11 protein-coding genes are annotated in these 14,288 nt (G+C 68.7%); 7 read left to right on the top strand and 4 right to left on the bottom strand.

The window, feature by feature from the left end:
* Positions 1-64: 64 nt before the first annotated feature.
* Complete coding sequence (locus ACUZUJ_RS02625; RefSeq protein WP_458220641.1) at positions 65-2,704, bottom strand: TonB-dependent receptor plug domain-containing protein; 2,640 nt, start codon at positions 2,702-2,704, stop codon at positions 65-67.
* A 192-nt stretch (positions 2,705-2,896) separates the two neighbouring features.
* On the opposite strand from ACUZUJ_RS02625, the gene queD reads away from it, so the two are divergent.
* Both queD and ACUZUJ_RS02615 read left to right on the top strand, forming a co-directional pair.
* Positions 2,897-3,259, top strand: a complete 363-nt coding sequence (queD, locus tag ACUZUJ_RS02620; protein ID WP_049444904.1) for a 6-carboxytetrahydropterin synthase QueD — start codon at positions 2,897-2,899, stop codon at positions 3,257-3,259.
* Between the two features lie 116 nt (positions 3,260-3,375).
* Entirely contained in the window at positions 3,376-3,723 is a 348-nt protein-coding gene (locus ACUZUJ_RS02615) for a phasin family protein (RefSeq protein WP_014035870.1), read from the top strand.
* Positions 3,724-4,498: 775 nt separating this feature from the next.
* Here ACUZUJ_RS02615 and asnB read toward each other — a convergent pair.
* Positions 4,499-6,400: an asparagine synthase (glutamine-hydrolyzing) gene (asnB, locus tag ACUZUJ_RS02610; RefSeq protein ID WP_101764888.1), complete on the bottom strand. Its 1,902-nt coding sequence runs from the start codon at positions 6,398-6,400 to the stop codon at positions 4,499-4,501.
* A 349-nt stretch (positions 6,401-6,749) separates the two neighbouring features.
* Here asnB and ACUZUJ_RS02605 point away from each other — a divergent pair, with 349 nt between their 5' ends.
* Together ACUZUJ_RS02605 and ACUZUJ_RS02600 are read left to right on the top strand one after the other, a co-directional pair.
* Positions 6,750-7,439 (top strand): winged helix-turn-helix domain-containing protein, encoded by a 690-nt coding sequence (locus tag ACUZUJ_RS02605; protein ID WP_010484092.1) that lies wholly within the window; start codon positions 6,750-6,752, stop codon positions 7,437-7,439.
* Positions 7,436-8,782, top strand: a complete 1,347-nt coding sequence (locus ACUZUJ_RS02600) for an ATP-binding protein (RefSeq protein ID WP_119007504.1) — start codon at positions 7,436-7,438, stop codon at positions 8,780-8,782. The genes ACUZUJ_RS02605 and ACUZUJ_RS02600 overlap by 4 nt, the downstream gene beginning before the upstream one ends.
* Here ACUZUJ_RS02600 and ACUZUJ_RS02595 read toward each other — a convergent pair.
* Both ACUZUJ_RS02595 and ACUZUJ_RS02590 read right to left on the bottom strand, forming a co-directional pair.
* Positions 8,779-10,248, bottom strand: coding sequence for a sensor histidine kinase (locus ACUZUJ_RS02595; protein ID WP_458220750.1), 1,470 nt, complete (start codon positions 10,246-10,248; stop codon positions 8,779-8,781). The genes ACUZUJ_RS02600 and ACUZUJ_RS02595 overlap by 4 nt on opposite strands.
* Entirely contained in the window at positions 10,245-10,964 is a 720-nt protein-coding gene (locus ACUZUJ_RS02590; RefSeq protein WP_014035866.1) for a response regulator transcription factor, read from the bottom strand. Before ACUZUJ_RS02590 ends, ACUZUJ_RS02595 begins: the two co-directional genes overlap by 4 nt.
* 144 nt (positions 10,965-11,108) lie before the next feature.
* Here ACUZUJ_RS02590 and msrB point away from each other — a divergent pair, with 144 nt between their 5' ends.
* From msrB to msrA, 3 genes are read left to right on the top strand one after another with little or no spacing between them, the layout of a single operon-like run.
* Positions 11,109-11,681, top strand: a complete 573-nt coding sequence (gene msrB, locus ACUZUJ_RS02585; RefSeq protein WP_458220751.1) for a peptide-methionine (R)-S-oxide reductase MsrB — start codon at positions 11,109-11,111, stop codon at positions 11,679-11,681.
* Positions 11,682-11,683: 2 nt separating this feature from the next.
* Positions 11,684-13,453, top strand: coding sequence for a cytochrome c biogenesis protein DipZ (locus ACUZUJ_RS02580; protein WP_458220752.1), 1,770 nt, complete (start codon positions 11,684-11,686; stop codon positions 13,451-13,453).
* Positions 13,454-13,467: 14 nt separating this feature from the next.
* Positions 13,468-14,205 carry a peptide-methionine (S)-S-oxide reductase MsrA gene (gene msrA, locus ACUZUJ_RS02575; RefSeq protein ID WP_458220753.1) on the top strand — a complete coding sequence of 246 codons (738 nt, stop codon included), beginning with the start codon at positions 13,468-13,470 and terminating at the stop codon, positions 14,203-14,205.
* Positions 14,206-14,288: the final 83 nt, after the last annotated feature.

Genomic DNA, 14,288 nt, shown 5'->3' with positions numbered 1-14,288 from the left:
CTGGAACACAACGGCAGGCGGTCGCGCGGCCGGCCCCCTGGGGAGGCCGGCCGCAGCGGGTGGATCAGAAGCGGTAGTCGAAGCCGAGCGTGAAGTAGCGGCCACGCAGGTCGTACTGGCTGAAGTCGTACGGCGCGCGGATGCCCGGGAACGAGGCGTCGTACGGCGGCGTCTTGTCGGCCAGGTTCTGCACCTTGGCATACACGGTCAGCTTGTCGATGCCGGTGTAGGCCAGGTACAGGTCGTACTGGCTGTAGCTGCCGACGCGCTGCTGCACGGCCTTGGCGGCGGTGCTGGCTTCCTGGCGGTAGCCGCTGGTGTAGTACCAGGTCACCGCTGCGTTGAAGTCGCCGTACTTCCAGTCCAGCGTGGTGGTGGCCTTGTCCTTGGGCAGGGTCGCACCGAGGTTGCTGCCGGCGTAGTCGACCAGCGGGCCGCCGACCACGGTCGGGCGACGGTAGTCGCGCACGTGGGTGTAGGCCGAGGACACGGTGAAGTCGCCCAGCGCAGCGGTCGGGATGCGCTGGCGCAGCTCGACGTCGATGCCCGAGGTCTTCAGCTCGCTCAGGTTCTGGTAGCGGTTGTAGACCGCCTGCAGCTTGCCGCGCTCGTCGCGCTGCACGGCGCCGGCCACGTTGTCGTTGACCAGGGTCTGGGTGTTGTTGGTGCCGACCAGGTTGTCCAGCTGGATGCGGTAGTAGTCCACGCTCAGGTTGGTGTTGGCCCACGGCGACAGCACCACGCCGAAGTTCACGCTCCTGGTGCGCTCGGGCTTCAGTTCGTTGTTGCCAACGGTGAAGAAGGTCGGGTTCTGGCGCGAGCCCGGCACATCCGGATCACGCGGATCGACCACGCTGCCGTAGGCGATGCTGGTGCTGTTGGAGTTTTCCGACAGCGACGGTGCGCGGAAGCCCTTCGACGCCGAGGCACGCACCAGCAGGAAGTCGAGCGGCTGCCAGCGAAGGCCGATCTTCGGCGAGAACGCATCGCCGAAATCATCGTAGTGATCGGCACGCGCGGCGGCGGACAGCTCCAGGGTCGACGCCAGCGGCACGTTCACTTCGGCGTAGGCGGCGCTGACCTGGCGCTGGCCATGTACTTCGGCGATGGCCGGGCGCACCTGCAGGCCGGCATCGATCTGCCACGGGTTGTTGGAATCGAGCTTCTCGCGGCGCCACTCGGCACCAGCGGCGAAACCAATTTCGCCGGCCCAGATGTGGCCGAGGCTTCCGGAAATCTTCGCGTCGACGCCCTGCAGCTTGGACTCGGCCGGGCGCAGCGTGGCGATGTTGATCGAATCACGTACCGACTGCGGCGTGGCCGCCGGGTTCAGCAGGTTGTAGCTGCCGGTGGCCAGTGCGTTGGCCAGCGCCCAGCGGTTGGCGAAGCCGCCGGACACACTCTCGCGCTCGCTGCTGCGCGCACCGAATGCGGCCACTTCCCAGTCCCAGTTGGCAGTGGTGCCGCGCAGGCCGAACACGCCGCGATAGGCGGTGGAGCGGTTGGTCTTGATCGTGCCGCCGAGGTCGAAGAAGGTGTATTCGATCGGGATCGCGCGACCGTACGGGTTGTACGGATTGTTGGCCGGCAGCAGCGATGACACCGGCTCGGCCAGGCCGCTGTCTGCGTTCAAGGCGAAGCGGCCACTTTCCAGGGTGAAGAACGGGCTGCTGCCGAACCACGCGGCGCTCTTGATCTGGCTGTACAGCACTTCGCCGAAGGCTTCGACATTGTCGTTCAGGCGGAAGGTGCCGTTGGCATAGGCCTGGTAGCGCTTGGTCGAGGGGATCAGCGTGGTGAACGGTGCCTGGTTGAAACCACAGGTGTCGCCGGCCAGGCCGTCGATCGGCGCGCTGGCGACGCGGGTGGTACCGGTCGGGCAGTTGCCGTTGGCGTCGAGCATCGGCACCGACACGCCGTTGACCAGATAGCGCGCGCCCTTGGCCGACCAGCCGTTCCAGCGGCCACCCGGCGCATCGGTGTAGATGCCGCTCTTGGTCAGGTTGCGCTCGTCCTGGTCCAGGCGCTCGCGGTTGTAGCCCTGCAGGCTGAAGAGGATGTTGTAGCCATCGGTATCGAGATCACCGAGGCCGCCGACGAACTTCAGGTTCTGCTCGTGCAGGCCGCCCTGGTCGGCACCGCCGAAGCTGCCGCCGATCTCGGCGCCTTCGAAGTTCTGCCGGGTGATGATGTTGACCACGCCGGCCACGGCGTCGGAGCCGTACACCGCGGAGGCGCCGTCCTTGAGCACTTCGATGCGCTCGACCGCAACCAGCGGCAGCGCGTTGAGATCGACGAAGGTGTCGGACAGGCCACCGGCCGGGAAGCCGTAGTTGGCCAGGCGGCGGCCGTTGAGCAGCACCAGCGTGTTCTTCTGCGACAGGCCACGCAGGCCGATGCCGGCCGAGCCGGAGGCCCAACCGTTGTTGGTGGTTTCGTTGCTTGCGTTGCCGGTGTTGGCCGAGATCGAACGCAGCACATCGGCCACGGTGGCCTTGCCGGTCTGTTCCAGCTGCTGGCGACCGATCACCTGCACCGGGTTGGAGGCCTCGGTATCGGTGCGCTTGATGTTGGAACCGGTGACGCGCACGGCGGCCAGGGTGCTGGCTTCGCCACTGGCGTCGGCGGAGGTTTCGGCGGCGGCGGACAAAGGCGCGGCCAGAGCGACGGCCAGGGCCGCCACGAGCAGGGTGTGCTTGGGCATGACGATGTGGGGGAGGTGGTAAGGGCGACGAAGTTCCGCAGTAGTCCATGCCTGGCCGGGGTCCGGCCAATAACATCTCTTCATACGGATATAAGAGAAGCTATCATCTCTTCATCCGGATGAAAAGACTTTCTTCACGAAAGCCCAACCTCCGCTCAGGCTGCCCGGCGGCCTGCGGCGTACAATCGCGGCATGGAAATCTTCAAAGTCTTCATGCTCGAGGCGGCGCACCGCCTCCCCAACGTGCCGCCGGGGCACAAGTGCGCGCGCCTGCACGGCCACTCGTTCCGGGTGGAACTGAAGGTCGAGGGCGAACCCGGCGCGCAGACCGGCTGGATCATGGACTTCGGTGACGTGAAGGCGGCCTTCCAGCCGATCTACGACCGCCTGGACCATCACTACCTCAATGACATCCCCGGCCTGGAGAACCCGACCAGCGAGAACCTGGCGGTGTGGATCTGGAACGAGCTCAAGCCGAGCCTGCCGGCGCTGAGCGAGATCACCGTGCACGAAACCTGCACGTCGGGGTGCCGTTACCGCGGCCCGGCGGCCTGATCAACCCATTGATCTGAAAGGTTTTTCAAAGGCGTCTTGGGCGCCTTTGTTATTTTTGTTGCATTGCCGCATCAAGGGCGTATGCTGCATTGCATCAAGCCACTCCCTGATGCCCCATGGCCGCCGCCTTCAGCGATCGCTTCAGTGATGCCACCCGCCAGCTCGCCGCCGCGGCAACGCGTGCGAACCGGTTGGCGTTGGAGAACGCGGAAAGCATGTTCGGCGTGCAGCTGAAGGTGATGGAGCGCAACCTGACCGCGACCGGCGGTTGGCTGGGTGAACTGGCCCGCGGCGAGGATGCGGCCGGGACGCTCTCCAAGGGTGCGCAGCTGTGGCAGGACAACCTGCAGCGGCTGGGCCAGGCCCAGCAGGACGTGGTCGGTCTCGGCCTGCAGGCCAGCAAGGCCTGGTCCGAACTGGTGCAGGGCTACAACGAATCAACGGCGGACGCGAACAACCACTGACGCGACGCAACGCTCATTGCGTGGGTCCCTCCCCCCACGCAATCCGGACCCGGCAGATCCCTCCCTCTGCCGGGTCTTTTTTTGCCTGGCGTCTGGATTGAGGAGCGCTTCTTCGTCTGGACTCTCTGCGAACTGATGGGCCCCGCCGGGGTGGGCAGGGGTCTGGGCAAATGTCCCCCGGCGCCGGCCGTTGGCCGTCACCTCCTCCTTTACTTTGCCCAGACCCCTGCCCACCCCGACGAGGCTCGGCGTGCGGTGAGGAGAGCGCAACGCGCGCGGGCGACTTTCAAGGAGGCGCCGACGAACTCCGAACGCAGGGCGGAGGCCCTTGCGTACGAAGTAAAGGGGGAGGTGACGGCCAACGGCCGGCGCCGGAGGACATTCGTACGCAAGGGCCTCCGCCCGGCGCCACGCAGAACACACCGCCACAAGCGCGTCTTCGACCGGGTTCGCCGCGAACTGATGGGCCCCGCCGGGGTGGGCAGGGGCCTGGGCAAATGTCCCCCGGCGCCGGCCGTTGGCCGTCACCTCCTCCTTTACTTTGCCCAGACCCCTGCCCGCCCCGACGAGGCTCGGCTTGCGGTGAGGAGAGCGCAACGCGCGCGGGCGACTTTCAACGAGGCGCCGACGAACTCCGAACGCAGGGCGGAGGCCCTTGCGTACGAAGTAAAGGGGGAGGTGACGGCCAACGGCCGGCGCCGGAGGACATTCGTACGCAAGGGCATCCGCCCTGCGCCACGCAGAATGAACCCGCCGCACGCGATGCAGGAACGGCTCAGCGCCCGCGACCACCGTGCCAATGCTGGTGCCACGCCTGGAACATCAGCACGTTCCACAGGTGCGTGTGCCACTTGCGCTCGCCACGCAGGAACGCCTCCCAGATGCCACGCACGCGCGCCACATCGAAGCAGCCCTGGTTGCGCAGCAGCTGCGGGTCCAGCAGCGCCTCCGCCCAGTCGCGCAGCGGACCGGCCAGCCAGCGCGCCATCGGCGGACCGAAACCGCGCTTGGGGCGATACACCAGCGGTTCCGGCAGGTAGCGCGCCAGCAGGTGCTTCAGAATCCGCTTGTGCTCGCCATCGTGGTACTTCAGGTGCTGCGGCAGCCGCCAGGCCAGGCGCACCACCTCCATGTCCAGCAGCGGCGCACGGGTTTCAACGCCCGCCGCCATGCCCGCGCGATCAACCTTGGCCAGGATGCCCTCGGCCAGGTCCATGCGGAAATCCAACAGCTGGATGCGCGCCTCGGCCGGCAGCGCCGTGTCCTGCTGCTGGAAGATCGTCACCGGCTCACGCGCGCCCAGCACCACCTGCGCCGGTTGCCGCCAGCGGGTCACGCGCTGCAGGTAATGACCTTCCACATCGTTGGCAGCCACCTCGGCCACCAGTGCGCGCCAGCCACCGAGGCGGCCGCGTTCGACATTCATGCGGTTGCCGCTGCGCCGCGCCAGGTCGCGTACCCAGTCCGGCAGGCCACCACACAGGCGCGCATTGCGCAGCGCGCGGCCATAGCTGGGGTGGCCGAAGAACAGTTCATCGCCACCGTCACCGGTCAGTGCAACCGGCTTGCGCGCCCCCAGCAGTTCACTGGCCAGCAGCGTCGGCAGCTGCGAGGCGTCGGCGAAGGGCTCGCACCAGACTTGCGGCAGGCGCTGCAGCAGGTCCAGGCCCTGGCGCGCGTCCATCCGGTGCAGGTGGTGCTGCACACCCAGGTGGCGCGCGACCTGCGACGCCCAGTCGCTCTCGTCATGCCCCGGATCGTCGAAGCCGACCGTCCACGCCTCGATCGGCAGGGTCGATTGTGCCTGCATCATCGCCGTCACCAGCGAGGAGTCGGTGCCGCCGGAAAGGAACGCGCCGCACGCCAGGGGCGAGTGCATGCGTGAAGCGATGGCCTTCTGCAGTACCGCTTCGAGCTGGTCGGTGGCCTGTTCCAGGCTCGGCGCCGGCTGCAGCGGCTCCTGCAGTGCACTCTGCATCGCGTCGCGTGCGCACCAGTAGCGCGTCCCCCCCTGCGCGGCCTGGCTGGAGCAACCCGCGGCATGGTCGCTGAGATCGATGCGCAGCATCGCGCCCGCCACCAGCTTGTGGATGCCACGGTAGATGGTGTGCGGCGCCGGCACATAGTCATGGCGCAGCAGCAGGCTCAGCGCATCCTGGTCGATGCTCGGCGCGAAACCGGCGAAGGCCTGCAGCGCCTTCAACTCGGAGGCGAACAGGAACTGGCCCTGGTACCAGCCGTAATACAGTGGACGCTCGCCCACCGGATCACGGGCCAGCCACAGCACGCGCGACTCGCGGTCCCAGACACTGAAGCCGAACGCACCTTCGATACGGGACAGTGCCCGCTGCACGCCCCATTCGACGATCGCCTGCAGCAGCAGCCGTGCATCGCTGCAGCTGCGGGGCAGATCGCGCAGCTGCGCCTGCAGGTCGCTGCGGTTGTACAGGCGGCCGTCCAGGCACAGCACGTAGCGACCGCAGTCCGAGCTCAGCGGCTGCAACGGCGTATCGGTCGGCGCCCGGCAATGGCCCAGCGCGAGGCCGGCCTCGGCGTCGGTCCAGTAGCCGATGCGGCCACGCCCACGCTGCTGCAGGGCGCGCAGCATCGGGGCCAGCTGCTGCAGCAGCTGCTCGTCCTCGGCGGGCGGCAGCCAGGCCCCGACCACGCCGCTCATCGGAAGCCTCCGCACTGGCAGCGGCGGGACGGGTTCGGCAGGCAGGGGGCGGCGGGCGACATGGGGACGGCACGCGGAGCGGAGGAGACTCCATGCTCGGCCCCGGGCTGCGCGGCGTCAGTCGCTTTGCTGTCAGCGATCGTCACCAGCCGTATCACGAAGGTAACGTTTTGTAACAGCAACAGGCTATGCTGGACGCCAAGTTGTTGCCGGGACTGAGACCCGGCCCGTGCGCCAGCAACCCCGGCTGAATGGCGCCCGCCCCCGGGACCCGGGCGGCCCGAAGGCTGGGATAGCATCGCCGCGCTCGTGCCGTGGCGGTACGTTTGCGCCCACGGAGGCCTTGGAAATGCTGGATATCGTACTGGTCGAAGACGATGCCCGCCTGGGAACGATGGTCAGCGACTACCTGCAACGGCATGGCTACCAGGTGGCCCACGAGCGCAGCGGCGAGCGCGCAGTGGCCCGGATCCTGGCCGAAAAGCCGGCCCTGGTGCTGCTCGATGTCGGCCTGCCCGACCAGGATGGTTTCGAAGTGTGTCGGCAGATCCGGCCCCACTATGACGGCATCATCTGCGTGCTGACCGCCCGCACCGACAACATCGACCAGGTGCTGGGCCTGGAACTGGGGGCCGACGATTACATCGGCAAACCCATCGAACCGCGGGTGCTGCTGGCCCGGCTGCGTGCCCACCTGCGCCGCCATCGCCGGGTCGAGCCGCGTGACGGCAGCCTGCGCTTCGGCGAGCTGAACATCGACCCGTCCACCCGTAACGTGCACCTGCAGGGCGGCCTGCTGGAGCTGACCACCGCCGAGTTCGACCTGCTGTTCCTGCTGGCCAGCAACGCCGGCCAGATCCTGGACCGCGACGCGCTGCTGCGCGGCCTGCGTGGCATCGCCTTCGACGGCCTGGACCGTTCGATCGACGCCCGCATCTCGCGCCTGCGCCGCAAGCTGGGCGACAACCCCGAGCAGCCGGAACGGATCAAGACCGTCCGTGGCCGCGGCTACCTGTTCAGCCGCTCGGCATGGGGATGAAGCGCACGCCTTCGGCGATGCGCGGCCACGCCTTCCACTTCCTGCGCTACGGCATCGGTTTCCTGGTCGCCCACCTGTTGTTGATCGTGCTGGGCCTGTGGGCCTGGGACGCCTTGCTGGAAGACCGCACGGAAGCCGGTCTGCAGGCCGAGATGCGCGGCACCCATGCGCTGCTGCAGCACCGCTTCGCCGAAACCCCGCGCGAGCAGTGGCCGGCACTGGCGCGCGAACTCGACGCCGATTTCGCCTACGCGCTGCGCATGGTGCCGCTGGCCGAGGCGGTGAAGGAGCTGCCGGCCAGCCAGCGCCCGCCGTTCAACAACGGCCGCGTGCAGATCGACCTGGAGCACATGCGCAGCCTGCAGCGGATCGGCGACAGCGACTACGCCGTGATGCTGGGCCCGTTGGACGAAGCGCTGCCGGATGAAGGCTGGCAGGACAGCGAAGTGTCCGGCGTGGCGATCCTGCTGCTGATCCTGATGGTGGCGGTGGCACTGCCGATGTACGTGATGGTCTACCGGCTGTGGCGCGACGTCTCGCAGCTGGCCCAGGCGGCGCGGCAGATGCGCGACGGCCAGCTGGATACCCGCGCGCCGCGCGCCGGTACCGCGCTGGTGCGGCCGTTGGCCAACGCCTTCAACCACATGGCCGAGCAGCTGCAGCAGCTGCTGGAAAGCCAGCGCGTGCTGGCCCAGGCGGTGGCGCACGAGGTGCGCACGCCGTTGGCACGGATGCGTTTCGGCCTGGCCGACCTGGAAGACACCGCGCTCGACGATGTGCAGCGCGATGCGCTGGGCGGGCTGCGCACCGATGTCGATCGGCTGCAGCACCTGACCGATGCCGGCGTCGAATACGCCGCACTGGGCCGCTGCCATCAGCTGACCCGCCAGCGCCTGCAGCTGGCGGCGCTGGTGCGCGGCGTGGTGGCCCAGTTCGCACCGTTGCCGATGCCGGTGCAACAGGTGCTGTCGCCGGTGGGCCTGGTCAACGTCAACCGGCACATGCTGGAGCTGGCGCTGCGCAACCTGCTCGGCAATGCACTGCGTTACGCACGCCGGCAGATCCGTATTGCCAGCACGGTCAATGACGGCTGGCTGTGCGTGCAGGTGGAGGACGACGGCCCCGGCATCGCGCCGGAACTGCGCGGCCAGGTACTGCAGCCCTATGTCCGGCTGGACCCGGGCAGCCCCGGTTTCGGCCTTGGCCTGGCGCTGGTGCAGGTGGTCGCCGACAAGCATGGTGGCCACGTCGAGGTGACCGATTCGGAGTTGGGCGGTGCCTGTATCCGCCTGCACCTGCCGCTGGAATCCGGCGGCACCGTCGAGTGCGAAGCGGCCTGCTAGGCCGCCGGTTCCGCACGCGGCAAGGCAAACACGAACAGCGCGCCACGCTCGCTGTCGCGCAGTTCGATGTGGCGGCCGTGCAGCTGCACGATGCGCTGCACGATCAACAGGCCCAAGCCACCGTTCTCCCCGCGCCGAGCCCCCAGCGCGGCCGGTGCCTGGAACAGCTGGGTACGCAGCGCTGGCGCCACGCCGGGGCCGTCATCGGCCACGCTGACCTCCACGCTGTCGGGGGTCGCGCGCAGGCGCACCTCGATCTGGCCACCGTCGGGCGCATGCCGCAGCGCGTTGTCGAGCAGATTGGTCAGTACCCGCTCGACCAGGCCCAGGTCGGCGCGGACCAGCGGCAGGCCGGGCGGAAACGCCGCGTGCAGCTGCTGGCCGCGCGCCTGTGCCGCCAGTTCGAACTTCTGCAGCACGTCCTGCAGCAGCTCCGGCAGCGCGAACACCTCCCACTCCAGCCGCACTTCGCCGTGCTCCAGCCGCGCCAGCTCGAACAGCGCGCGTGCCAGCCGGCCGACCTTGGCGCTCTGCGCCAGCGCAATGCCGAGATAGCGGCGGCGCTCGTCCGGTGACAGCGTGGCGTCCTTCAACGCCAGCGTTTCCAGGTAGCCATGCAGCGACGACAACGGCGTGCGCAGGTCGTGCGAGATGTTGGCGACCAGCTCACGGCGCTGCAGGTCCTGCTGGCGCAGCTGCTGCCACTGCTCGCCCAGCCGCTGCGCCATCTGCGCGTGCGCATGTTCGAGGATCACCAGTTCGTCGCGCTCACCGGGGCGCAGCGGCTCCGGCGGCGGCAGTGGCGTGGGCGCATCGATGTCGAAGGCCTGGATCCGCCGGGTCAGCCGCCGCAACGGGCGCGTCACCCAGTAGAACGCCACCAGCCCGGCAAACAGGCCGAGGCCGCCGACCAGCACCACCGACCACAGCGTGGTGTTCCACTGGCTGCCGGCGGCAAGATCATCGGAGAGCATCTGCCGGTGCTCGCCGACCAGCACCACGTATACATAGCCAGCCGGCCGGCCCTGCACGATCAATGGTGCGGCGCTGAACACCTTGCGGCCGTCCGCGCTGCGCGGGTCATCGCCGAGGATCGGCAGCGGCGCACCGGCCAGCAGGCGTCGCAACGGCGCCACGTCCACCCGGTTGCGCACCAGATGTCCACTGGGTGCATCGTGGCCGAGGATGCGGCCCTGGTCGTCCAGCAGGTAGACCTCGACGCTGGGGTTGACCGCCATCAGCTGGCCGAACAGTGCGCGCACCGCGGCATCGCGCATGCCGCTGGTGTCCATCAGCTCGCTGCGCTGGGCGATGTGCTCGGCCAGGCCCAGCGACAACCGCTGTACCACCTCCTGCTCGTGGCGGGTGTTGGCACGCATCTGCAGTGCCAGCAGCGCCATGCAGCACATCAGCATCAGCGCGGCGGTCACCACCGCCAGCTTCTGCCACAGGTTGGGCTTGATCATGCCGCCGCCCCGGCCGGGTCGACCAGCTTGTAGCCGCGGCCCCACACCGTCAGCAGCCGCCGTGGGTTGGCCGGGTCGGGTTCGATCTTGCTGCGCAGGCGGTTGATGTGGGTGTTGACCGTGTGCTCGTAGCCATCGTGCTGGTAGCCCCAGACCTGGTTGAGCAGTTCCATGCGCGCGAACACCTGGTCCGGATGACGGGCGAAGAACAACAGCAGATCGAACTCGCGCGGGGTCAGCTCCAGCGCGTTGCCATCCACCGAGGCCGTGCGCGCGACCGGATCGAGCTGCAGCCCACCCAGCTCGATCGCGCCGGCATCGATGCGTGCGCTCTGCGCCATCGCCTCGGCGCGTCGCAGCAGCGCGCGCACCCGTGCCACCAGTTCCGGCATCGAGAAGGGTTTTGCCAGGTAATCGTCCGCGCCCAGTTCCAGGCCGACGATGCGCTGCGTTTCGCTGCCGCGCGCGCTGATGATGATGATCGGTACATAGCGCGCCATCGCGCGTGCACGCTGGCACACCTGCAGCCCATCCACGCCGGGCAGCATCACGTCCAGCACCAGCGCATCCCACGGGCCGTCCTGCTCGAGCAGGCGCAGGCCGGCATCGCCGCTGGCGGCATGGGCGACGTCGTAACCCTCATCGCCCAGATGCATGCGCAGCAGGTCGGCGATGTGGGCATCGTCTTCAACGATCAGCACGCGTTTGGTGGACATCGGCAGCTCGGGGCCAGTGGGGAGGCTGGCTGCATTGTGGCGCGGGACGGCCGCCGATACCTCACGAAAAATTGAATCCTGCGTGAGGATTCGTTGACCCGGGCGGGCGCAGCATGGCCCCGTCGCCCCTTCCCGGAGTCCGCCATGTCCCTCTCCCGCCGCCATCTGCTGGGCCTGGGCGGTGTTGCCACCGCCGCCGGGCTGCTCGGCCTGGGGGCGTGCAGCCGCGCCGCCCCGGCCGCCGCCGAAGCGCGTCCGTCGCGACAGTTCGAGGTCATGCACAGTGATGCCGAGTGGCGCCAGCGCCTGACCCCGGCGCAGTACGCGGTGCTGCGCCAGCAGGCCACCGAACGGCCGTGGAGCAGCCCGCTCAACAAGGAACACCGGCAGGGCACCTTTGCCTGCGCCGGCTGTGCACTGCCGCTGTTCTCCTCCTCCACCAAGTTCGAGAGCGGCACCGGCTGGCCCAGCTTCTGGGCGCCGCTGCACAACGCCATCGGCGAAGACCGCGACGTCACCTTCGGGATGCTGCGGGTGGAGGTGCATTGCCGCCGCTGCGGCGGCCATCTCGGCCATGTGTTCAACGATGGGCCACGCCCGACCGGGCTGCGCTACTGCATGAACGGTGCGGCGATGGTGTTCGTTCCCGGTGCCACTGATGGCACTGCCGAGGGCTGGCGGGTACCGGTCGGTTCTTCCACTGCTTCCGGAGCCTGACCATGCTGCTGTTGCTGCTTGCCTACCTCGGGGGCGCACTGACCCTGCTCAGCCCCTGCATCCTGCCGGTGCTGCCGTTCGTGTTCGCGCGTGCCGACCGTCCGTTCCTGCGCAGCACGCTGCCGCTGCTGCTGGGCATGGCGCTCACCTTCACCGTGGTCGCCAGCCTGGCCGCGGTGGGCAGCCAATGGGTGGCGCAGGCCAACCAGGTGGGACGCTGGATCGCCCTGCTGCTGATGGCGCTGTTCGCGATCGCCCTGCTCTGGCCACGGCTGGCCGACCACCTGATGGCACCGTTCCAGCGCGTGGGTGCCCGCCTGAGCGCACGCGCCGATGCGGCGGATGCCGCGGGGCACGGCGGCGCGTGGACCTCGCTGCTGATCGGCATCGCCACGGGTCTGCTGTGGGCACCGTGCGCCGGGCCGATCCTTGGCCTGGTGCTGACCGGCGCCGCCCTGCATGGCGCCAGCGTCGGCACCACTGCGCTGCTGCTGGCCTATGCGCTGGGTGCGATCACCGCACTGGCGCTGGCGGTATGGATCGGCGGCCGCGTGTTCCGCGCGATGCAGGCGCGGCTCGGCCTCGGCGATGTCCTGCGCAAGGTACTGGGTGTGGCCGCGCTGCTGGCCGTGGTGGCGATCGGCCTCGGCTGGGATACCGGCCTGCTGACCCGCTTGTCCACGGTCAGCACCGCGCGAATCGAGCAAAGCCTGCTGGATGCGGTACCCGGCGCGCAGCCGGCGGCACCGCCGATGATGATGATGGCTGGCGCCAATGCCGGTGCCGATGCACCGCTGCCGGTGGAGGGCACCCTGCCCGCGCTGGACGGCGCCACTGGCTGGCTCAACAGCCCGCCGCTGAGTGCACAGCAGCTGCGCGGCAAGGTGGTGCTGGTCGATTTCTGGACTTATTCCTGCATCAACTGCCTGCGCGCGATGCCGTTCGTGCACGAATGGGAGCGACGCTACCGCGACCACGGCCTGGTGGTGGTCGGCGTGCACACGCCGGAGTTCGCCTTCGAGCGCGACCCACGCAACGTGATGAAGGCGGTGCAGCAGCTGAAGGTCGAGTACCCGGTGGCGCTCGACAACCAGTACACGATCTGGCGCGCCTTCAACAACCGCTACTGGCCGGCACAATACTTCGTCGACGCGCAGGGCAACATCCGCGGCCACCAGTTCGGCGAGGGCAACTATGCGCGCTCGGAACAGATGATCCGTCGCCTGCTGGCCGAAGCCGGGCAGACGAATCTGCCGCCACCGGCCGATCCCGCTGCCGCCGACCTGAAGGGCGTGGCCGTGCAGGCCGACATGGGCAACCTGCGTTCGCCGGAAACCTACCTGGGCCACGCCCGCGCCGAGCAGTTCGCCTCGCCCGGCGGGCAGCGCAGCGACGCCGCGTTCGACTACACGCTGCCGGCCACCCTGGCGTTGAACCAATGGGGACTGTCCGGGCGCTGGACCGTCACCGACGAGGCCGCACAGCTGCACCAAGCCGGTGGCCGCATCGCCTTCCAGTTCCACGCACGCGACCTGCACCTGGTGCTGGCACCGAGCGAGGACGGCAAGCCGGTGCGCTTCCGCGTCTGGCTGGACGGCAAGCCGCTGCCCGTCGCTGATGCCGGCAGTGATGTCGGCACCGATGGCAGCGGCGTGGTCGACGAGCACCGCCTGTACCAGCTGGTCCGCCAGCGCGGCACGGTCGGCCCGCACCGCTTCGAGATCGAATTCCTCGATGCGGGCGTGCAGGCCTATGCCTTCACCTTCGGTTGAACCGGGAGGACACCATGAAACTCTCCTTTGAACAGGGCATCGCCGCCGGTGTCGCCGGATTGGTGGCTGCCGCATTGATCACCGGCGTGCTGCTGGTCGACCACAGCGCGGTCGCGGCACCGGTCGAGGCCAGCGCGCAGGTCAAGACGCTACCTGCGCCCAGCGGCGACGCCGCGTTCCGCGATGACGCCACCCATGCCAGCGTGGTGTTCGCCGGTGGTTGCTTCTGGGGCGTGCAGGGCGTGTTCCAGCACGTCAAGGGCGTGAGCAATGCGGTGTCCGGCTACATCGGTGGCAGCGCTGCCAATGCGCGCTACGAGCGTGTCAGCAGCGGCCAGACTGGTCATGCCGAAGCGGTGAAGATCGACTACGACCCGCGCCAGGTCAGCTACGGCCAGCTGATGCAGGTGTTCTTCTCGGTGGTGCACGACCCGACCCAGCTCGATCGGCAGGGCCCGGACCACGGCAGCCAGTACCGCTCGGCGATCTTCAGTGACGATGTACGCCAGCAGGCGGCCAGCCGCGCCTACATCGCCCAGCTCGGCCAGGCCGGCAGCTACCGCGCACCGATCGTCACCCAGCTGGTCAGCGGCCAGCGCTTCTACCCGGCCGAGAGCTACCACCAGAACTACATGAGCAACTACCCGCAGGCGGCCTACATCCGCTACTACGACGCACCGAAGCTGGCCGCGCTGGGCAAGCAGTTCCCGGCGCTGTACCGGCGCGACGCGGCGCTGGTGCCGATGCGCTGACGCCCGGGTGGTGCCGGCCGTTGGCCGGCAACCGCGCCGTTCCGGATCTGGGGATTGCCGGCCAGCGGCCGGCACTACCTGAA

This window comes from Stenotrophomonas sp. S4 (genome assembly GCF_054187805.2).
Note: the sequence above shows the minus strand (reverse complement) of the source record. Positions and strands in the feature narration are given on the sequence as shown.